The organism is Thermomonas sp. (assembly GCF_047606765.1).
In the GTDB taxonomy this organism is placed as follows: domain Bacteria; phylum Pseudomonadota; class Gammaproteobacteria; order Xanthomonadales; family Xanthomonadaceae; genus Thermomonas.
Genome location: NZ_JASGED010000080.1, coordinates 1 through 19959, shown reverse-complemented (window position 1 = coordinate 19959; position 19959 = coordinate 1). Strand labels below are relative to the sequence as shown.

19 protein-coding genes are annotated in these 19959 nt (G+C 65.8%); 14 read left to right on the top strand and 5 right to left on the bottom strand.

Annotated features, from left to right (window positions below; translation table 11 throughout):
- Positions 1-34: 34 nt before the first annotated feature.
- Positions 35-1102, bottom strand: a complete 1068-nt coding sequence (locus QM612_RS07705; RefSeq protein WP_415253312.1) for a LacI family DNA-binding transcriptional regulator — start codon at positions 1100-1102, stop codon at positions 35-37.
- A gap of 168 nt (positions 1103-1270) precedes the next feature.
- Here QM612_RS07705 and QM612_RS07700 point away from each other — a divergent pair, with 168 nt between their 5' ends.
- A complete protein-coding gene (locus QM612_RS07700) occupies positions 1271-3844 on the top strand; it encodes a glycoside hydrolase family 3 N-terminal domain-containing protein (protein ID WP_415253311.1) in 2574 nt (857 codons plus the stop codon).
- An 89-nt stretch (positions 3845-3933) separates the two neighbouring features.
- Entirely contained in the window at positions 3934-4653 is a 720-nt protein-coding gene (locus QM612_RS07695) for a glutathione binding-like protein (protein ID WP_415253317.1), read from the top strand.
- 113 nt (positions 4654-4766) lie between these two features.
- Here the strand turns inward: QM612_RS07695 and QM612_RS07690 are convergent, their stop codons facing one another.
- Positions 4767-7100 carry a DPP IV N-terminal domain-containing protein gene (locus QM612_RS07690; protein WP_415253310.1) on the bottom strand — a complete coding sequence of 778 codons (2334 nt, stop codon included), beginning with the start codon at positions 7098-7100 and terminating at the stop codon, positions 4767-4769.
- 128 nt (positions 7101-7228) lie between these two features.
- On the opposite strand from QM612_RS07690, the gene QM612_RS07685 reads away from it, so the two are divergent.
- The 4 genes from QM612_RS07685 (at position 7229) to aroE (ending at position 10412) form a co-directional block, all read left to right on the top strand.
- Positions 7229-8233: a pteridine-dependent deoxygenase gene (locus tag QM612_RS07685; protein ID WP_415253316.1), complete on the top strand. Its 1005-nt coding sequence runs from the start codon at positions 7229-7231 to the stop codon at positions 8231-8233.
- A 72-nt stretch (positions 8234-8305) separates the two neighbouring features.
- Positions 8306-8554, top strand: a complete 249-nt coding sequence (locus QM612_RS07680) for a hypothetical protein (protein WP_415253309.1) — start codon at positions 8306-8308, stop codon at positions 8552-8554.
- Positions 8555-8604: 50 nt separating this feature from the next.
- Positions 8605-9597, top strand: coding sequence for a porphobilinogen synthase (gene hemB / locus QM612_RS07675; protein ID WP_415253308.1), 993 nt, complete (start codon positions 8605-8607; stop codon positions 9595-9597).
- Positions 9594-10412: a shikimate dehydrogenase gene (gene aroE, locus QM612_RS07670; RefSeq protein WP_415253307.1), complete on the top strand. Its 819-nt coding sequence runs from the start codon at positions 9594-9596 to the stop codon at positions 10410-10412. Before hemB ends, aroE begins: the two co-directional genes overlap by 4 nt.
- Before the next feature lie 40 nt (positions 10413-10452).
- Here aroE and QM612_RS07665 read toward each other — a convergent pair whose 3' ends face one another.
- Positions 10453-11415: a hypothetical protein gene (locus tag QM612_RS07665; RefSeq protein WP_415253306.1), complete on the bottom strand. Its 963-nt coding sequence runs from the start codon at positions 11413-11415 to the stop codon at positions 10453-10455.
- Positions 11416-11482: 67 nt separating this feature from the next.
- On the bottom strand, positions 11483-12037 hold the full coding sequence (locus QM612_RS07660; protein ID WP_415253305.1) for a gamma carbonic anhydrase family protein: 555 nt from the start codon (positions 12035-12037) through the stop codon (positions 11483-11485).
- A 49-nt stretch (positions 12038-12086) separates the two neighbouring features.
- Between QM612_RS07660 and QM612_RS07655 the strand changes: the two genes are divergently transcribed.
- Both QM612_RS07655 and xth read left to right on the top strand, forming a co-directional pair.
- Positions 12087-13499 carry a coniferyl aldehyde dehydrogenase gene (locus QM612_RS07655; protein WP_415253304.1) on the top strand — a complete coding sequence of 471 codons (1413 nt, stop codon included), beginning with the start codon at positions 12087-12089 and terminating at the stop codon, positions 13497-13499.
- Positions 13500-13533: 34 nt separating this feature from the next.
- Complete coding sequence (gene xth, locus QM612_RS07650; protein WP_415253303.1) at positions 13534-14307, top strand: exodeoxyribonuclease III; 774 nt, start codon at positions 13534-13536, stop codon at positions 14305-14307.
- Between the two features lie 54 nt (positions 14308-14361).
- On the opposite strand, the gene QM612_RS07645 is transcribed toward xth, so the two are convergent.
- Complete coding sequence (locus tag QM612_RS07645) at positions 14362-14616, bottom strand: GlsB/YeaQ/YmgE family stress response membrane protein (protein ID WP_415253302.1); 255 nt, start codon at positions 14614-14616, stop codon at positions 14362-14364.
- Positions 14617-14750: 134 nt separating this feature from the next.
- Between QM612_RS07645 and rsmG the strand changes: the two genes are divergently transcribed.
- The 6 genes from rsmG (at position 14751) to rpmG (ending at position 19764) form a co-directional block, all read left to right on the top strand.
- Positions 14751-15383, top strand: coding sequence for a 16S rRNA (guanine(527)-N(7))-methyltransferase RsmG (rsmG, locus tag QM612_RS07640; protein WP_415253301.1), 633 nt, complete (start codon positions 14751-14753; stop codon positions 15381-15383).
- A 60-nt stretch (positions 15384-15443) separates the two neighbouring features.
- Positions 15444-16235, top strand: a complete 792-nt coding sequence (locus QM612_RS07635) for a ParA family protein (RefSeq protein WP_415253300.1) — start codon at positions 15444-15446, stop codon at positions 16233-16235.
- Positions 16232-17173, top strand: a complete 942-nt coding sequence (locus tag QM612_RS07630; protein ID WP_415253299.1) for a ParB/RepB/Spo0J family partition protein — start codon at positions 16232-16234, stop codon at positions 17171-17173. The genes QM612_RS07635 and QM612_RS07630 overlap by 4 nt, the downstream gene beginning before the upstream one ends.
- 64 nt (positions 17174-17237) lie before the next feature.
- Entirely contained in the window at positions 17238-18998 is a 1761-nt protein-coding gene (locus QM612_RS07625) for a DUF885 domain-containing protein (RefSeq protein ID WP_415253298.1), read from the top strand.
- A 351-nt stretch (positions 18999-19349) separates the two neighbouring features.
- Positions 19350-19586 (top strand): 50S ribosomal protein L28, encoded by a 237-nt coding sequence (gene rpmB, locus QM612_RS07620; protein ID WP_187571696.1) that lies wholly within the window; start codon positions 19350-19352, stop codon positions 19584-19586.
- Positions 19587-19599: 13 nt separating this feature from the next.
- Positions 19600-19764, top strand: coding sequence for a 50S ribosomal protein L33 (rpmG, locus tag QM612_RS07615; protein ID WP_415253297.1), 165 nt, complete (start codon positions 19600-19602; stop codon positions 19762-19764).
- Positions 19765-19959 lie beyond the last annotated feature (195 nt).

Below are 19959 nucleotides of genomic sequence, written 5' to 3'. Positions count from 1 at the left end.
GCGGAGCATGCTCCGCGCCTGCGGACGCGAACCGTCAGACGCCCACGGGGCCGGTGGAGCGACGCAACTGCAGCGTGTAGGGCACGTTGACGAAGCCGCCGCTGCCCGGTTCGCGGATTTCCTTCAGCAGTTCCGTTGCGGCCAGCCGGCCCATCTCGCGGGTGGGCTGGCGCACCGTGGTCAGCGCCGGGTGAATCTGGTGCGCGATGGGCGTGTCATCAAAGCCGCAGACCGAAATGTCCTGCGGCACCGACAACCCGCTTTCGCAGATCGCGCAGATCGCGCCTGCCGCCATGTCGTCGTTGGCGGCGAAGATCGCGGTGGGGCGCTGCTTCAGCTTCAACAGCGCCTTGGCCGCGCGATGGCCGGATTCGTGGGAGAACTCACCTTCCACCACCAACGATGCATCAAAGCGCAGGCCGGCGCGACGCAGGCCTTCGCGATAGCCGGTGAGCCGCCAGCCGCTGGCACCGTGTGCGGCGTGGCCGGTGATGTGGGCGATCCGCGTGTGCCCCAGCGAGGTGAGATGCGCCATCATCGCGCAGACCGCGCCCACCTCATCCACCGCAACGCCTGCGTGGCGGTTCTCCTCCTTCGCCGACACGCTGGAATGCGGCACCCCAAGCGCGGCAAGGCGCGCCAGCAGCGCGGCATCGTCGGTGATCGGCGCCGTCAGCACCACGCCGTCCAGCTGCGACTGCACCACCAGCGATTCCACCTTGCGCACCAGGTCGTGGTCGTCGTAAGCAAGCGGTGCCAGCATCAGGTTGTAGTGATGCGCCTGGCAGGCATCCAGCACGCCCATCTCGATTTCCATCAGGTAGTTCGACGATGGGTTGTCGAACAACATCGCGATCAGGTATGCGCGCCGCCCGGCCAGCACGCGCGCGGACGGATGCGGGCGATAACGCAGCATCTCCACCACGGCCTCGACCCGCTGGCGGGTGCGCTCGGACACGTTCGGCTCGTGGTTGAGCACGCGCGAGACGGTCTTCATCGATACGCCGGCTTGCGCCGCCACGTCCTCGATGCGCACGCGCGCTGCCTTCAGCCTGTCGTTCCCCGCTGCCGGAGATCCCTCCGGCGCACGCCTGCCACCCATGTCCACGCCCCGAATGTTGTGCGTCAGCGCACCACCCGTGCGCCCAGCGCGGATTGTCGCTGTGCAGCAAGCCATCGGGATGCGTCCGTCGTATTCTGCCCGTGCTTGACAGCGCTGTCATCCGCGTTGCCGCACCGTCATCCACGCCCGACCACGGAAGCCACAGCCATGACGCCTCGTTCGCTCGCCAAACCCCATTTGCGCCGCAGCCTGCTGGCTGGTGCCGTCCTGCTGGCATGCGCCTGCACCGCCACGGCGCTGACCGCAGCGCCTGCCGGCCAAGCCACCCATGCCGCCGCCACCATCCATCCCGATCAGTGGCCGCAACCGGCGTGGCCGCTGCAAGCGGATGCCGCGCTGGAAAAACGCATCGACGACCTGATGGCAACCATGACCGTGGAAGAGAAAGTCGGCCAGATCATCCAGGGTGACATTGGCAGCATCACGCCAGACGACGTGCGCAAGTACCGGCTCGGTTCGGTCTTCAACGGCGGCGGCTCCGATCCCGGCGGCAAGTACAACGCGCCGGCGAAGGACTGGCTGGCGCTGGCCGACGCATTCTGGGAGGCGTCGATGGATACCCGTGGCGGCGGCAAGCCGATCCCGACGATCTGGGGCATCGATGCCGTACACGGCCAGAGCAACATCGTCGGCGCGACCTTGTTCCCGCACAACATCGGCCTGGGTGCGACCCGCGACCCGGAATTGCTCCGCGAAATCGGCCGCATCACCGCCGCCGAAACCCGTGTCACCGGCATGGAGTGGACGTTCGCGCCGACCGTGGCGGTGCCGCAGGACGACCGCTGGGGGCGCAGCTACGAAGGCTATTCGGAAAACCCTGCGGTGGTGGCGCTGCTGGCCCCGGCGATGGTGGAAGGCCTGCAGGGCAAGGCAGGCGCGGCCGACTTCCTCGACGACCGCCACGTCATCACCACGGTCAAGCATTTCCTTGGCGATGGCGGCACCACCAACGGCAAGGATCAGGGCGACACCACGGCCAGCGAAGCGCAGCTGCGCGACATCCACGCCGCCGGTTACGTGCCGGCAATCGCCGCCGGCGCGCAGTCGGTGATGGCCTCGTTCAACAGCGTCCACGGCGAAAAGATGCACGGCCACAAGCCGCTGCTCACCGATGTGTTGAAGGGGCGGATGAACTTCGGCGGCTTCGTGGTGGGTGACTGGAACGGCCACGGCCAGGTCAAGGGCTGCAGCAATACCGATTGCGCACAGACCTTCAACGCCGGGCTGGATCTGGCGATGGCGCCGGACAGCTGGAAGGGCCTGTACCACAGCACGCTTGCGCATGTGAAATCCGGCGTGATCCCGATGGCGCGCCTGGACGACGCCGTGCGCCGCATCCTGCGCGTCAAGTTCCGCATGGGCCTGTTCGCACAACCCAAGCCCTCGCAGCGCGCACTGGGCGGCAAGTTCGAGCTGCTCGCTTCGCCGGAACACCGCGCGGTGGCGCGGCGCGCGGTGCGCGAATCACTGGTGCTGCTGAAGAACGCCGGTGGCCTGCTGCCGCTGTCGCCAAACCAGCGCGTGCTGCTGGCCGGTGACGGTGCCGACAACGTGGCCAAGCAGGCCGGCGGCTGGACATTGACCTGGCAGGGCGATGGCACCAGGCGCGCCGACTTCCCGAACGCCGATTCGATCTGGGACGGCTTCCGCCAGCAGGTCGAAGCCGCAGGCGGCAAGGCGGAACTGGCGGCAAACGGCAAGTACAAGGTCAAGCCGGATGTCGCCATGGTGGTGTTCGGCGAAGACCCCTATGCCGAGTTCCAGGGCGACATCCCCAACCTGTTGTTCAAGGCCGGCAAGTCCGGTGATCTTGAACTCATCCGTAAGCTGAAAGCCGACGGCATCCCGGTGGTCGCGGTGTTCCTCAGCGGTCGCCCGTTGTGGATGAACCGCGAGCTCAATGCCGCCGATGCCTTCGTCGCCGCGTGGCTGCCCGGCTCGGAAGGCGGCGGCATCGCCGACGTGCTGCTGCGCGGCAAGGATGGCAAGCCGCAATACGACTTCCATGGCAAATTGAGCTTCAGCTGGCCCAAACGCGCCGACCAGTACGCCAACAACATCGGCCAACCGGGTTACGACCCGCTGTTCCCGTTCGACTACGGCCTGACCTATGCCGACAAGGGCGCATGGACGCCGCTGTCCGAAGACCCCGGCGTTTCGCTGGATGCGGCATCGGCCAATCTGTGGTTCGACCACGGTGCCGCCGCCACCGGCATGATGCTGCGGCTGATCGGTGCCGATGGCGGTGGCGAGGACATCGTGCATCCCAACGCCGCGAGCGGCGACGGCACGGTCAGGATGACCGCCGTCAATACCAATGTGCAGGAAGGCGCGCGCCAGTTCACCTTCACCGGCGGCGGCGTGGTCATGCTGCGCGCCAATGCCACGATGGACCTGTCGCGCGAAACCAATGGCGACGTGATGGTGATCGCCACCTTGCGCGTTGACGCATTGCCGGAAGGCGCGATGGTGGCGATCGGCGCGGGCTGCAACGACGGTTGCCGTGGTGCCGTTGCCATCGGCAATGCGCTGGCAACGCTGCCGCAGGGCAAATGGACGCGGCTGGGCGTGCCGTTGAAGTGCCTGCGCGCCGATGGTGCAGATACCGGCAAACTGGACGCACCGTTCTTCCTGCGTGGCAGCGCCGGTTTGCAGCTGTCACTGCAGAAGGTGGAAGCCGGCACGGAGACCGACCACAAGGTCGCGTGCGCGACCGACTGAGCGGAAAGCCTTCGGCGCGACGCGGCGTTGCCGCCATCGCAACGAAGACAGCGGCAGAATGGCGCTTCCCCACCGTGGAGCGCCATTTCATGATCGACCTCTATTACTGGCCCACGCCCAACGGCCACAAGATCACCTTGTTCCTTGAAGAAGCTGGACTGGACTACCGCATCGTGCCGGTGGACATCGGCAAGGGCGCGCAGTTCGATGCCGGTTTCCTTGCCATTTCGCCGAACAACAAGATGCCGGCGATCGTCGATCACGCGCCTGCCGATGGCGGCGCGCCGATTTCCGTGTTCGAGTCCGGCGCGATCTTGCTGTATCTGGCCAACAAGACCGGGCGCTTTCTCGGCATTCCCGAAGGCGCGGACGCGCAAGCGACGTTGCGCCAGCGCATGGCGGTCAACGAATGGCTGTTCTGGCAGATGGCCGGCCTTGGCCCGATGACCGGGCAGTACGGACATTTCCATGTGTATGCACCGGAAGACCTGCCGTATGCGAAGGAGCGCTACCGCAAGGAAGCCGAACGCCTGCTGGGCGTGCTGGACAAGCGACTGGAAGGCCGTGACTTCATCGCCGGCGGCGAGTACAGCATCGCCGACATGGCGGCGTATCCGTGGATCAGCCCCTACACCAAGGCGCCGCTGGATCTTGCGCCATTCGCCAATGTGCGCCGCTGGCAGGCGACCATCGCCGCGCGCCCGGCCACGCAGCGCGCGTATGCGCTGTCGAAGCAGGTGAACCCGGATGCCGGCAAACCGCTGTCCGACGAGGAGAAGAAAGTGCTGTTCGGACAAGGGGCGAGGTAAGGGCTTCCCATCTCCCCCCCTTCTTGAAGGCGAGGGCTGGGGTGGGGTTGAAACCCGTCACAAAGCCAGCCTTCCCAACCTCCCCCTGCTTTCGCAGGGGGAGGAGCAGCACCTCAGAGTTGCTGCTTCACCTCGAACTGCGCTGGCGGTTCGACGTTCAGCAGGTTTTTGACGAAGTAGTCCCAGCGCCTGCGCATCACGTAGTAGCTGTCCGCGCCGAAGCCGTGGCGGGCGTGCGGCAGCAGCAGCAGGTCGAAGTCCTTGTTCGCCTTCATCAGCGCATCGACCACCTGCAAGGTGGACTGCACCGGCACGTTGTCATCCATCATGCCGTGGATCAGGAACAGCTTGCCTTTCAGGTTCTTCGCGTGGGCGGCGTTGTCCTGCCCGGTGTAGTTGCTGCTGCCGTCGTCTTTCTTTTCGAGCAGGCCGTGGTAGCGCTCGCCCCAATCATCCTCGTAGGTCAGGTTGTCGTGGTTGCCGGATTCGGCGATGCCGACCTTATAGACGTCCGGGTAGCGGAACATCGCGGTGGTGGTGGCGTTGCCGCCGCCGGAATGGCCCCACATGCCGGTGCGGGTGGTGTCGATCCACGGGTACTTTTCACCCAGCTGCTTCAGCGCGGCGACCTGATCGGGCAGGGTGTTGTCGGCCATGTTGCCGTACCACGCATCCTGGAAGGACTTGCTGCGCAGCGGCGTGCCCATGCCGTCCAGTGCGATGACGATGAAACCCAGTTCCGCAAGCGCCTGATGGTCACCATGCGCGGGCACGAAGCTGCGGCTGCGCACCGAGCCCACCTGCGGGCCGGGGTAGATGTAGGTGACGATGGGGTACTTCTTCGACGCATCGAAACTGGACGGCTTGAACATCTGCCCGTACAGGTCGGTCTTGCCGTCGCGCGCCTTGACCGTGAACGACTCCGGCGCGACCCAACCGGCCGCTTTCAGGCGGGTGAGATCGGCGCGCGCGAGTTCGGCGACCTGCTTGCCATCGCCATCGCGCAGCACCGCCACCGGCGCGGTGTCGATGGTGGAATACACATCGACGAAATGCTTGCCGTCCTGCGACGCGGTGATCGCGTGGTTGGCGTTTTCCGGCGTCAGCAGCGTCACCTCGCCGCCGTCCAGACCGACCTTGTAGTAATGGACGAAGTACGGATCACGCCCGGCTTCGCGGCCCACGCCTTCGATCCAGAGCGTGCGTGATGCCGTATCGAGATACCCGATCTTGGTCACGTTCCAGTCGCCGCTGGTGACCTGCCGCTTCTGCTTGCCGGTGGCAAGGTCGTGCAGGTACAGATGGCCCCAATCGGACTTCTGGCTGAACCACAGGAACTCGCCACTCTCCGGCAGGTAGCGCCAGTTCACCGACCCCAGCTCGGGCGCGCTCTGGTACTGGGTGGCGACGGTTTCCTCGAACACGTCACGCACCTTGCCGGTGGCGGCATCGGCCACGCGCAGCAGCGCGGACTTGTGGCCGCGATCGGTGCTGACGAAGGCCAGCGTCTTGCCGTCCTTCGCCCATTGCACGTCCGCCCATTCCACATCGCCCCAGTAGTTCTCGCAGGCAACGTCATCGCTGCAGGTGGAGCGGTGCTGGTCCGGCGGCATCTGCAAGCGGATGGTGCGCGGCTTGTCGCCGGTGAGGTCGATGATGACGCGCTCGATCATGGTGATGTGTTCATCGCCCACGAACGGGTACTTCCACTGCTCCACCTTGGGCGCGCCGACATTGGTGCCGACCATGGTCATGGTGCGGGTCTTGCGCTGGTCCTGCTGGAAGGTGGCGATCTTCTTGCCGTCCGCTGACCACGCCACGATGGCGTTGTCGGTGTGCTTCCAGCCGGCGTTGTCGGTGGCGTAGCCGTAGTCGGTCGTGCCATCGAAGGTGAGCTGGGTTTCCTTGCCGCTGGCAGTCTCGCGCAACCACAGGTTCCAGTCACGGATGAAGGCCTCGCGCTTGCCGTCGGGCGATGCCGTGCCGGGCTCGCTGCCGGTCTTTGGCTTCTGCACCGCGCTGCATCCGCCACCGTCGCAGCGAAATGCGCCACTGGATGTGGAGACCTGCAACGCGCCGCCTTGCAGGCTCACGCCGGCAACGCGCAGCTTGTCGGCATCGGCGGGGCGGCCCTTGCCACCGGAGGCAAGGTTCATGGCATCAGCCAGCGCCTGCCGGTTGAACGCAGGCGTGGTCTTGCCGGTGTTCGGATCAAGCCGCAGGAAATCGGTCTTGCCGCCGCTGGAGGTCTGATAGACCACGCTGCCGTCGTCCAGCCAGTCCAGCACCCGCGCCTGCCCATCCACCAGCGGTGCGGTGCGATCACCCAGCATCTTCGCCGCACGCTCGTAATCGGCGCGGGTCACCTGCGCCTGCGCATCGCCCATGCCCGCAGCGCCCATCAGCAGCGCCACCGCCAGCCAGCCCTTCGCCATGTTCCCGGCCATTGCATCCTCTTTGCTCGACCCGACGCCCTTGCAGGCAACCGGGCGATCCTAGCGCGCCGCCTGCACGGACGCCCGTGCCAATGGTGGGAGGTGGCCGCGCCGCAAGGCATCCCGGCGCGCGCGGTATCATCCGCGCCCCGATGTCGTCGTTCCCCGCCACTGCCCCGCATCCGGCCACGCTGCGCGTGGCGTACCGCGATGCCACGCCCGATGCCCTGCTGGCCGCGCCCGGCACGCTGGCGGTATTCGGTTTTGGCGATGCCGCGCCCGCATTGCACGGCGACCCGCGCTACCTGCATGTCGCATTGCCTGCGCATGGCCGCGCGCCGCTGGAATGCTGGAGGGTGGATGGCGAGGTGGCGCACGGTCGCAGCGACGGCATTGCGTGGAGCGAAGGCGGTGGCCTGCAATTCGGTGCGCTGGAAATCGCCGATGACGGCGACATCGACACCATCGCCAGGCAGGCCTACGCGCGCCTGCAAACGTGGCTGGCCGCGTCCACGCATCCGCACGTGCTGCGCATCTGGAACTACATGGATGCGATCACCGAAGGCGAGGGCGATGCCGAGCGCTATCGCCGCTTCTGTGTGGGCCGCGCGCGCGGGATCGGGCGCGAGCAGCCACCGCAGGAACTGCCTGCCGCCACCGCCATCGGCCATCCGCATGCCAGCGGGTGCTTCCAGTTGTACTGGCTGGCTGCGCGCCGCGCCGGCACGCCGCTGGAGAACCCGCGACAGGTGCAGGCATGGCGCTACCCGCGCCAGTACGGCCCGCAGGCGCCCGGTTTTGCCCGCGCGCTGTTGCCGGCGGAGGCGTCGATGCCGCTGCTGCTGTCCGGCACCGCCGCCGTGGTCGGCCACGCCTCGCAGCACGGCGATTCGCTGGAAGCGCAACTGGACGAAGTGCTGGCGAACCTGCGTAGCCTGATCGACACCGCGCGCGTGCAGCGGCCCGCGCTGCCGGCGCAGCCCGGTGCGGGTTCGGTGCTGAAGGTCTATGTGCGCGATGCCGAGGCAATGGCGCGCGTGGATGCGCTGATGGCGCAGCACCTGCCGGAGGTGCCGCGCATCGTGCTGCACGCACACGTCTGTCGGCGCGAGCTGGCGGTGGAAATCGACGGCGTGCATGCCTGACCGGGCTTGCATTGCGCCCGCATCGCCCGCATATCCTGACCACGTCACCCGCAACTTCGGAGCAGCATCGCCATGGGACTCATCAGCGTGATCTGGGGCATCTTCGCCCTGCTGTGGATGCTGCTGGCCTTCATTCCCCTGCTGGGCTGGGGCAACTGGTTCATGATCCCGTTCGCCGCCGTCGGCGCGATCATCGCCGCGATCGCCTATGCGCTGACCTCGCCGCAGAACCGGGGCCGGGCCAAGGCCGGGTTGATCCTCAACCTTGCCGCTGCGGTGATCGGCGCGCTGCGCCTGACCCTGGGTGGCGGCGTCATCTGAGCTTGACCTGAGGCAAGGCCGCGCCCGCGTCCGGGCGTAAACTTGCCGCCATGACTTATCCACTTGCACGCCCCCGGCGCATGCGCCGTGACGACTTCTCGCGCCGGCTGATGCGCGAAACCGTCCTGACCGCCAACGACTTCATCTATCCGGTCTTCGTCCACGAAGCGCAGGGCCGCGTGCCGGTGCCTTCGATGCCGGGCGTGGAGCGGCTCTCCATCGACGAACTGCTGCGCGTGGGCGAACAGGCGCTGGAGCTGGGCGTGCCGGTGCTCGACCTGTTCGGCGTGCCAAGCCCCGATGCCAAGACCGCCGACGGGCGCGTGGCATGGGATGAAAACGGCATCGTGCCGCGTGCGATCCGCGCGTTGAAGTCGCGCTTCCCGGAACTTGGCGTGATGAGCGATCAGGCGCTCGATCCGTACACCACCCACGGGCAGGACGGGCTGATCGACGACACTGGCTACATCCTCAACGACGAAACCATCGAAGCCCTCATCAAGCAGTCGCTGGCGCATGCCGCTGCCGGCGTGGACATCGTCTCGCCCAGCGACATGATGGACGGGCGCATCGGCGCAATCCGCGCTGCGCTGGAAGCTGGCGGTTACATCCACACGCGGATCATGGCCTACAGCGCCAAGTACGCCAGCGCCTTCTACGGCCCGTTCCGCAGCGCCGTGGGCAGCGCCGGCAACCTGGGCAAGGGCAACAAACACACCTACCAGATGGATCCGGCGAACTCGGACGAAGCGCTGCACGAAGTCGGCCTCGACCTTGCCGAAGGCGCGGACATGGTGATGGTGAAGCCGGGCCTGCCGTATCTGGACGTGCTGTATCGGGTGAAGCAGCAGTTCAAGCGCCCGACCTATGCATATCAGGTCAGTGGCGAGTACGCGATGATCAAGGCCGCCGCGCAGAACGGCTGGGTCGACGAAAAGAGCGTGGCGCTGGAAGCGCTGCTGGCGTTCAAGCGCGCCGGTGCCGATGGCGTGCTGACCTATTTCGCGCTGGATGCGGCGCGCTGGTTGAAAGGCGCGGCATGAAGCGGTTTGCCGTCTTCGGCACGCCGATCTCGCATTCCCGTTCGCCGCGCATCCATGCCGCGTTCGCGCGGCAAACCGGGATCGCGCTGGACTACATCGCCATCGAAGCCGGGCACGCCGATTTCGCGGACAAACTTGCCGCCAGCGGCGTGCAAGGCGCGAATGTCACCCTGCCGCTGAAGGAAGACGCCTTCGCGCTATGCATCGAAACCAGCGCGCGTGCGCAGCGTGCCGGTGCGGTGAACACACTGATCCGCACCGATACCGGTTGGCGCGGCGACAACACCGACGGCGTTGGGCTGGTGCGTGACCTGAGCGAACGCCACGGCCTCGACCTGCGCGAACGCCGCGTGCTGCTGCTGGGCGCGGGCGGTGCGGCGCGCGGTGTGGCACCGGCGCTGCTGGATGCCGGCATCCGTGAACTTGTGGTCGCCAATCGCAGCATCGAACGCGCGCAGGCGCTGACCGCCGCGATGGGCGAACCGGATCGCACGCAGGCGCATGCGCTGGATGCCTTGCCCATGCTTGGCGGCTTCGATTTGCTCATCAATGCCACCTCGGCGACGCGCGGTGGAAACCTGCCCGCACTTCCCGCCACGCTGGTTGCAGCCGATGCCGCCGCCGTTGATCTGGGCTATGCCGATGCCGCCGCCGCGTTCCTTGCATGGGCATGCGAAGCCGGCTGCCGCAGCGCCATCGACGGCCTGGGCATGCTGGTGGAACAAGCCGCCGAAAGCTTCGCGCTGTGGCACGGCCTGCGTCCGCAAACCGATGCGGTGTATGCGCAGCTGCGCGGGCTGATCGCCAGCAACTGAAACCGGAGCGGCGTATTTCGCTCGCTCCGATCCAGAAAAATCAGAGCGCCCGACCCAGCACGCCACGGTCACGCAGGCGGAACGGGGAGGTGCCGGAAATCTGTTCGTTTTCAGCAAGGTCGGAAACACTCACGACCTGCTGGTTCTTCTCGTCGCGCAGCCATGGTGCCGTCAGGTTCGGCCCACGGAACTCATGACGCCATGTACCGGCAATCTCGGGGGCAGTGTCTTTTTTTCCCGAATCACTCAGCCTGTAGTCCACGGGAATCCGGAGCGTCATGTCTTTGTTGCTCAACGCCGAGGGATTGTGGGTCTCGATATCGAACGTCCATTTCTGTGCTGCACGCAGCGACTCCTTTTCCAGCAGGGCACGCGCCTTGTCCAGAATCGTCGGCCTCCCCTTGATGTTGAGCAGGCTGGATTGCGCCGCGAAGGCCTCGGCCACCGTGCCGTCCGGGTTGAGGCGCAGGATCAGCAGCACGATGCCCTCGACACCGGCGTACAGCAGTCCGGTCGGGTAACTCGGCGGCTGCATTTTGCGTGACGTGATGAATGCCGGTGCCGATGCCGGTTCATCTGCCGTCGTGATGGTTTCACCGTTCTCGAAGGCAGCGCGTTCTGCAGCCTGAGCCTCATCGTAGTCTTGCCTGGTCAAGGGTGCGAACACCACGTTGTCGATCCGGACTTCGTAACCGCCCGCAACCTCCGTGGCAGCCAGTGTGATCCGCATCGGCGTTCTCGCCTTGACCGGTCGCCCGCCCTGCAAGACCGGCACCAGCTGCCATGTTGGAATGTCCTTGGCCAGCATGTCCCGTATCAGCTGGTTCGGTTGCGTGCGGAGTTTGTATTCCAGCACCTGTCCTTCCGTGCCGATGGTCAGCTCGCCGTCCACCCGCAGCGTCATCAGGCTTTCGCCGACCGCGCCCACAGCCGGCTTGTCGCCTGCCTGCGCGGAAACCGATACAAGCATCAATGCCAGCAGCCATGCCTTCAGGATCTTCATCGCCGGTTTCTCCGTTGTACCGCCGCTACTTCCAGCGACGGCATCATGCCATGCAGCTCATCGCCATTCACGCACCACCCGCCAGATACTCATCCTTCAACCGCACGTAGTGGCCGGCGCTGTAGTACAGCGCTTCGATTTCGGCATCGCTCAACATGCGTGCCTTCTTCGCCGGGTTGCCCAGCCACAGCTCACCTTCGCCCACTACCTTTCCCGGCGGCACCAGCGCACCGGCACCGACGAAGCCGTGCTTCTTCACCACTGCGCCATCCAACACGATCGCACCCATGCCGATCAGCACGGCATCCTCGATCGTGCAGGCGTGGATGATCGCCTTGTGGCCGATGGTGACATCGGAACCAATGCGGGTGGCGAAACCGCCCAGCTTCGCGTGCGGGCCATCGTGGCTGACGTGGACCACGGTGCCGTCCTGGATGTTGGTGCGGTCACCGATGCGGATGAAGTTCACGTCGCCGCGGATCACGGTGAACGGCCAGACCGACACGTCATCGCCCAGCACCACGTCGCCAATCACGCTGGCGGCGGGATCCACGTATGTGCGCTGGCCGAGGGTGGGAAAATGGTCGCGGTAGGGGCGCAGGATCGGCGAATTCGCGTTCATGCCGTCATTCTAGAGCCACGACGCAGGGTGCCGGCACTACACTCCGGTCATGGATGCCTTCGCCGACACACCCGTTTCCGACCTTGCCCCCACGCTGCAACGCCTGCGCGATGCGTGGCAGGCACGCAAGCCGGATTACGCGCAGCGTCGCAACGACCTGCAGCGCCTGCGCAACGCGCTCAAGCGCAGGCTGGACGAGATGGCCGATGCGATTGCCGCCGACTTCGGCCATCGCTCGAAGGACGAGAGCCGGATCGCCGATGGCATGACCGTGCTCAATGACATCGATCACCTGCTCAAGCATCTGCGCAGCTGGATGAAGCCCAGGCGCGTTGGCGTGGGCTGGCGCTTTTTGCCCGCGCGCGCACAGGTGCGCCCGGTGCCGCTGGGCGTGGTGGGCGTGATCGCGCCGTGGAACTACCCGGTCAACCTTGCATTGATTCCGCTTGCCACCGCGATTGCGGCCGGCAACCACGTCTATCTGAAACCGTCGGAACACACGCCGCGCAGCAGCGCCTTCCTGCGTGATCTTTTGGCCGAAGTATTCCCGCCGCAGCGCGTCGCGGTTGCCACCGGCGGCGCGGATGTGGGCGCTGCATTTGCCGCGTTGCCATTCGACCATCTGGTGTTCACCGGCTCCACCGCCGTAGGCCGCAAGGTGATGGCCGCTGCCGCGCCCAACCTGACGCCGCTGACGCTGGAGCTGGGCGGCAAGTCGCCGGCCATCATTGCCGACGACTATCCCATCGAAAAAGCCGCCGCACGGCTTGCCACCGGCAAGTGGTTCAACTGCGGCCAGACCTGCATCGCGCCCGATTACGTGCTGGTGCCGGCACGCAAGCGCAATGCGCTGGTGCAGGCACTGCGCGCGGAAGTGCATGCACGCTTCGGCAGTGATTTTTCCAACACCAACGACTACACCCGCATCGTCAACGACGGCCAATATGCGCGCCTGCAAGGCTATCTGGATGATGCACAGCAACGCGGCATCGACACCATCACGCTTGCCGGCAGCGCCGATCCGTCACAACGCCTGCTGCCGCCCACCCTGCTGCTGGAACCGGGCGACGATGCGAAGGTGATGCAGGAGGAAATCTTTGGCCCGCTGCTGCCGATCAAGCGCTACGCCACGCTGGACGAAGCCATCGCCTACATCAACGCGCACGACCGCCCGCTGGCGCTGTATCCCTTCAGCCACAGCAAGGCCACGGTGGAAAAAATCCTGCACGAAACCGTTGCAGGCGGTGTGTCGGTCAATGACACCCTGTTCCACTTCGCCATCGGCAACCTGCCGTTCGGCGGCGTTGGTGCCAGCGGCATGGGCGCGTACCACGCCCGCGCAGGCTTCGATGCCATGAGCAAGCAGTTGCCGATCCTCTGGCAGGCCCGCCGCACCGGCAGTGACCTGCTCAAGCCGCCGTATTCGAAGGCGAAGTGGTTGCTGGATTTGATTGTCAGGTGAGCGATCGCACGCGGCATGGACTACGATGCCGCGCATGAAAATCGCCTCCTGGAACGTCAACTCCCTCAACGTCCGCCTGCCGCAATTACAGGACTGGCTGCGTGACTTCGCGCCGGACGTGGTGGGCTTGCAGGAAACCAAGCTGGAAGACCACCGCTTCCCCGATGCGGCACTCGCGGAACTTGGCTACCGCAGCGTGTTCCACGGGCAGAAGACCTACAACGGCGTGGCGATCCTCGCGCGCGAGCGTGCGCTGGACGATGTGCAGGTCGCCATTCCCGGCTTCGACGACGTGCAGGCGCGCGCGATCGCGGCGACGGTGAATGACGTGCGCATCGTCAATCTGTACGTGGTCAACGGGCAGGACATCGGCACCGAGAAATACGCCTACAAGCTGCGCTGGCTGGATGCAGTACACGGTTGGCTGGCCGATGAGCTGCGCAAGCATCCGAAGCTGGTGGTGCTGGGCGATTTCAACATCGCGCCCGACGACCGTGACGTGCATGACCCGGCAACGTGGAACGACGACCACATCCTCACCTCCACTGCCGAGCGCGCCGCGTTGAAACGTCTGCTCGACCTTGGCCTGCATGACGGCTTCCGCCTGCATCATGACGGTGCCGGCATCTTCAGCTGGTGGGATTACCGGCAGGCCGCGTTCCGCCGCAACCTGGGCCTGCGCATCGACCTGACCCTGGTGTCGGATGCGTTGAAAGATGATGCGGTGGATGCCGGCATCGACCGCACGCCGCGCACCTGGGAACGCGCCAGCGACCATGCGCCGGCCTTCGTGACGTTGCGCGGCTAAACGAAGAAGGCCCGGCGAACCGGGCCTTCGGGAACATCCGCGTGGTGCCGCGAATCAGCGCACGCTGCCGCGCCGGAACAGGTTGACGATGGCAAGCAGGACGATTGCGCCGATCAGTGCGGTGATGAGATAGCCCACCAGCCCGCTGAAACTCAGGCCGACCATCGGCAGCAGATAGCCGCCAAGGAAACCACCGATGATGCCGACCACGACATTGAGGATGATGCCCTGCTGGCCATCGGTTTTCATGACGATGCTTGCCAGCCAGCCGGCGATACCGCCGACGATCAACATGATGATGAAGTTCATTTTTGCCTCCGGATGATCGATGGGAACCCGGCGGATGTTCTCGCACGGGGCGCGTGGGGTAGCCGCAGTATGCCTGCATCTCGTTATGGTGGTGTCAGCACTCACGGCCATGGCCCGCTCCTACAATGGACGCCATGAACGACGCTCTCCGCCCTGACCTTGAAGCCGGGCTTTCGCAACTCGCACTGGCCCCGGCGCTGGCCGCGCCACTGCTGGACTATCTGGCGCTGCTGGCGCGCTGGAACGCCACCTACAACCTGACCGCGATCCGCGACCCACGCGAGATGCTGGTCAAGCACCTGCTGGACTCGCTGGCGATGCAGCCATTCGTGCGTGACCTGCGCACGCTGGCCGACCTTGGCACCGGCCCCGGCCTGCCCGGCATCCCGCTGGCGATTGCCACGCCGGATTTGCAGGTGACGCTGGTGGAGAGCAATGGCAAGAAGGCGCGCTTCCTGCGCGAGGCGGCACGCCAGCTCAAACTGGGCAATGTGCAGGTGGCCGAATCGCGGATCGAGGCCTTCAAGCCCGCTGCCAGCTTCGACGCCATCACCGCGCGCGCGCTGGCCACCCTGCCACTGATCCTGGAACTGGGCGGGCACCTGCCGGGGCCGGGCGGCAAGCTGCTGGCGATGAAGGGCGTGCTGCCCAAGGATGAGATCGCCGCCCTGCCTGCGGGCTGGCAGGTGGCCGCGATCCATCCACTGCGGGTGCCGGGGCTGGAGGCGGAACGCCATCTGGTCGAAATCGTGCGCACGCAGGCATAGGGCATAATCCCCTGTCCTGCCTGCGCGCCGCGCAGGCCCAGCCGCAGGAACGCATGCCGCATGGCCCGCATCATCGCCATCGCCAACCAGAAAGGCGGGGTCGGCAAGACCACCACCGCCGTCAACCTTGCCGCCGCGCTGGCGCGCACGCCCAAGCGCGTGCTGCTGGTCGATCTTGACCCGCAGGGCAACGCCACCATGGGCAGCGGCATCGACAAGCGCGAGCTGGAAGCCTCGATCACCGACGTGATGCTGGGCGAGGCGCAGCCGCGTGCCGCCATCGTGCGTTCCGGTGACGGTTATGACCTGCTGCCGGGCAACATCGACCTGACCGCTGCCGAAATCCAGTTGATGGACGTGCAGGGCCGCGAAGGCAAGCTCAAGCAGGCGCTGGATGCGGTGCGCGACGGCTACGACTTCATCATCATCGATTGCCCGCCGTCGCTGTCGCTGCTGACCTTGAACGCGCTGAACGCGGCGGATTCCGTGCTGGTGCCGATGCAGTGCGAGTACTACGCGCTGGAAGGCCTGTCCGCGCTGCTCGACACCATCGAAGCATTGAAGGGCCGGCTCAACCCGAACCTCGAAATCGAAGGCGTGCTGCGCACCATGTTCGACGTGCGCAACAACCTGGCCAATGCGGTGTCCGCCGAGCTCACCAACCACTTCGGTGACCTGGTGTTCCGCACCATCGTGCCGCGCAACGTGCGCCTGGCCGAAGCACCCAGCCACGGCCAGAGCATCATCGGTTATGACAAGGCCAGCCGTGGCAGCGTGGCCTACCTCGGGCTGGCTGGCGAGGTCATCCGCCGCCAGCGCGAACGCCAGCAGAAGCAGGAGAAGGCCGCATGAGTGCAGGCAAGGATGCCGTGAAGGCCGGCGCCAAGAAGCGCGGCCTCGGGCGCGGTCTGGAAGCACTGCTTGGCCCCAAGGCCGCCGCCGAGGCACCCGCCTTGCAGGCGATGCCGGGCGACACCCTGCGCACCTTGCCGGTGGATGCGATGGTGCCGGGCAAGTACCAGCCGCGCCGCACCATGGACGATGCGCGGCTGGAGGAACTGGCGTCCTCGATCAAGGCGCAGGGCGTGATCCAGCCCATCGTGGTGCGCGAGCGCACCGGTGCCGATGGCAAGGGTGGCCGCACCTTTGAAATCATCGCCGGTGAACGCCGCTGGCGCGCTTCGCAACGCGCGGGGCTGGCCGAAGTGCCGGTGGTGGTGCGCGTGGTCGATGACCGCACCGTGGTGGCGATGGCGCTGATCGAAAACATCCAGCGCGAAGACCTGAACCCTCTGGAAGAAGCGCAAGCCCTGCAGCGGCTGATCGACGAGTTCGACCTGACCCACGCCGCCGCTGCCGAAGCGGTGGGCCGTTCGCGCGCGGCGGTTTCCAACCTGCTGCGCCTGCTGGAACTGCCGGAAGCAGTCCGCGCGCTGGTGCAAACCGGCAAGATCGAGATGGGCCACGCCCGCGCACTGCTGCCGCTGGCCGAGCCGATGGCAGTGTCACTTGCGAAGCAGGCCGCCGAGGAAGGCTGGTCGGTGCGTCAGGTCGAACACCGCGTGCAGCAACTCGCCGCAGGCAAGGTGCCGACCGAGCAGAAGAAAACGGCATCGAAATCGAAAGCGCCGCAGGCCGACATCGCCGCGCTGGAACGCGAGCTGTCGGAAACGCTGGGCAGCAAGGTCAACGTGCTCAACGGGCGCGGCAACAAGGGCAAGCTGGTGATCCACTACGCCAATCTCGACGCGCTGGACGGCGTGCTGGAACGTTTGCGCAACAAATCCTGATCGCGACAGGCAGCCGCTGGCGCGGTGCTACGATCCGCGCCATGTTCCTGCTGGATGCCGCTTCGTGAAAGCTCCCTTGTCTGGCCTGTTGCTCGGCCTGCTGCTGTTGCCCGCGCTTGCCGGCGCGCAAACCTCCGATGCGCACGATGCTGATGCACGGTTCAAGGCGATCTACACCGCAGAGTGGAACTGGCGCACGCAGCAGTCGCCGTCCTGGGATGGTGACGACAAGACGCGCAAGCCCGCACACCAGCTTGAGGATGTCTCGCCGCAGGCACAGGAAAAACGGCTGGCGTATCTGGACGGCGTGCTGAAACAGCTGGACGGCATCGACACCGCTGCGCTGTCACCGCAAGAACGCATCAACTTCGCGGTGTATCGCCCGCAGATCGAACACATGGCGGCGGAAATCCGCTTCCGCGATTACCAGATGCCGTTCAATGCGGACAGCTCGTTCTGGTCGAACCTCGGCTTCATGGCCCGCGCCGACCTGCGCGATGCCGATGCCTATCGTGCGTATGCGGCGCGCCTGCGCGACGTGCCGCGTTATTTCGACCAGCAGATCGCCAACATGCGCGCCGGTCTTGCACGCGGTTTCAGCGTGCCGCGCGCGGTGCTGGACGGGCGCGACGTGTCCATCGCGATGATCGCCGATTTGAAAAACGTCGAAGACGCCACGTTCTGGCAGCCGTACCGGAAGATGCCGGCCACCATCCCGGTATCCGAACAGGAAACCCTGCGCGCGGAAGGCCGGGCTGCGATCCGCGATGCGGTGATCCCCGCCTACGCAAAGCTGCTGCGCTTCTTCCGCAAGGACTACGTGCCGAATGCACGCGCCACGCTGGCGGCGGAGGCTATGCCGAATGGCGTGGACTGGTATCGCGAACAGATACGCAAATACACCACGCTGGATCTGCCGGCGGAAGAGATCCACGCCATCGGCCTGCAGGAAGTCGCCGCGATCCGCGCGCAGATGGACACGATCATCGACACGCTTGGCTTCAAGGGAACATCGAAAGAGACACGCTTCGCCGACTTCCTGCACTTCCTGCGCACCGATCCGCAGTTCTACGCAAGAACGCCGCAGGCATTGCTGGATCGCGCCGCGTGGATTTCCAAGCGGGTTGATGGCGAAGTCGGCAAGCTCATCGGCACCCTGCCGCGCGGGCGGTTCACCATCGTGCCGGTGCCGCCGGACATCGCGCCGTTCTGGACGGCGGGGCGGGGCGGGGCAGGCACCTACTGGGTCAATACCTATGACCTGCCTTCGCGCCCGCTGTACAACCTGCCGGCACTGACCCTGCACGAATCCTCGCCGGGCCATTCGCTGCAGCAGTCGCTGGTCGATGAGCAGGGCGAGGTGCCGGACTTCCGCAAGGAATACATCAGCGCCTACGGCGAAGGCTGGGGTTTGTACAGCGAGTGGTTAGGCATCGAAATAGGCATCTACGAGACGCCCTATGACGATTTCGGTCGCCTGACCTATGCGATGTGGCGCGCCTGCCGGCTGGTGATCGACACCGGCGTGCATCACAAGGGCTGGACGCGCGAACAGGCGCTGGCCTACCTGCGCGACAACACCGCGCTGTCCGAACATGAAGTCACCACCGAGGTGGACCGCTACATCAGCTGGCCAGCACAGGCACTGAGCTACAAGCTGGGCGAGCTGACCATCATGCGATTGCGCCGCGAAGCGGAAGCCGCGCTGGGCACGAAGTTCGACGTGCGCGCCTTCCATGACGTGGTGCTGGCACAGGGCTCGGTGCCACTGCCGGTGCTGGAGGCGCAGGTGCGGGCCTATATCGCCGAAGCCAAGGCCAGATAACGGTACTCCGGGCGAGCGCCCGGGCAGGGTTCGCCGCTTAGGCTTTGCATCCAGCTCCGATGCGCGGCCGCGCGCCATCCCTGGCGCGCTCGAACCCCGCCCCGGGCGTTCACCCTCAGCACGCCGACCCGCGCCCGGTGAGGATGGCGGATGTCCGCGCAGCGGCATTTCGAGCCGCGAAGCGGATTTCCGCCAGCCTCGCAAAGCGCCCGTACATCCAAGTACTTGCCCGGAAAGGATTTTCCCCGCATAATGCGCGGCTCGCTGCGTTTTGCAGCGACTCCCGGCAATCCCGCCGGGGCCGCCGTCACCCGGGCTACGGGCGACAACCACACACCATCGAGGTGCCCAGTGTCCAAAGTCTGCCAAGTTACCGGCAAGCGCACGACGACCGGCAACAACGTCTCGCACTCCAATCGCAAGACCCGTCGTCGCTTCCAGCCCAACCTCCACGAGCGCCGTTTCTGGGTTGCCTCGGAGAACCGTTGGGTCAAACTCCGTGTTTCCACCGCCGCGCTGCGCACCATCGACAAGAACGGCATCGATGCCGTCCTCGCCGACCTGCGCAAGCAGGGCGAGAAGGTCTGAGGAGGACTGAACCATGGCTACCAAGCGCGACAAGATCCGTCTGATCTCCTCGGCCGGCACCGGCCACTTCTACACCACCGACAAGAACAAGAAGAACACGCCGAACAAGATGGAGGTCAGCAAGTACGACCCCGTCGTCCGCAAGCACGTGATCTACAAGGAAGGCAAGATCAAGTGACGTGACGGCGCATCCGCGCCAGGCGCGGATGCCTTTGCCGGTACGTCATCACCGCGAAAGCGGGGATCCAGCTTTCAAGAAACCCGCCGCAAGGCGGGTTTCTTTTTGGTTCTTCACCGAAGTCCGGGGATTGGCATCAAAAAGGAACGGCAGATCCGGGTGAAGATGTTTGTGTCGAGCAAACGTCCAATCCGG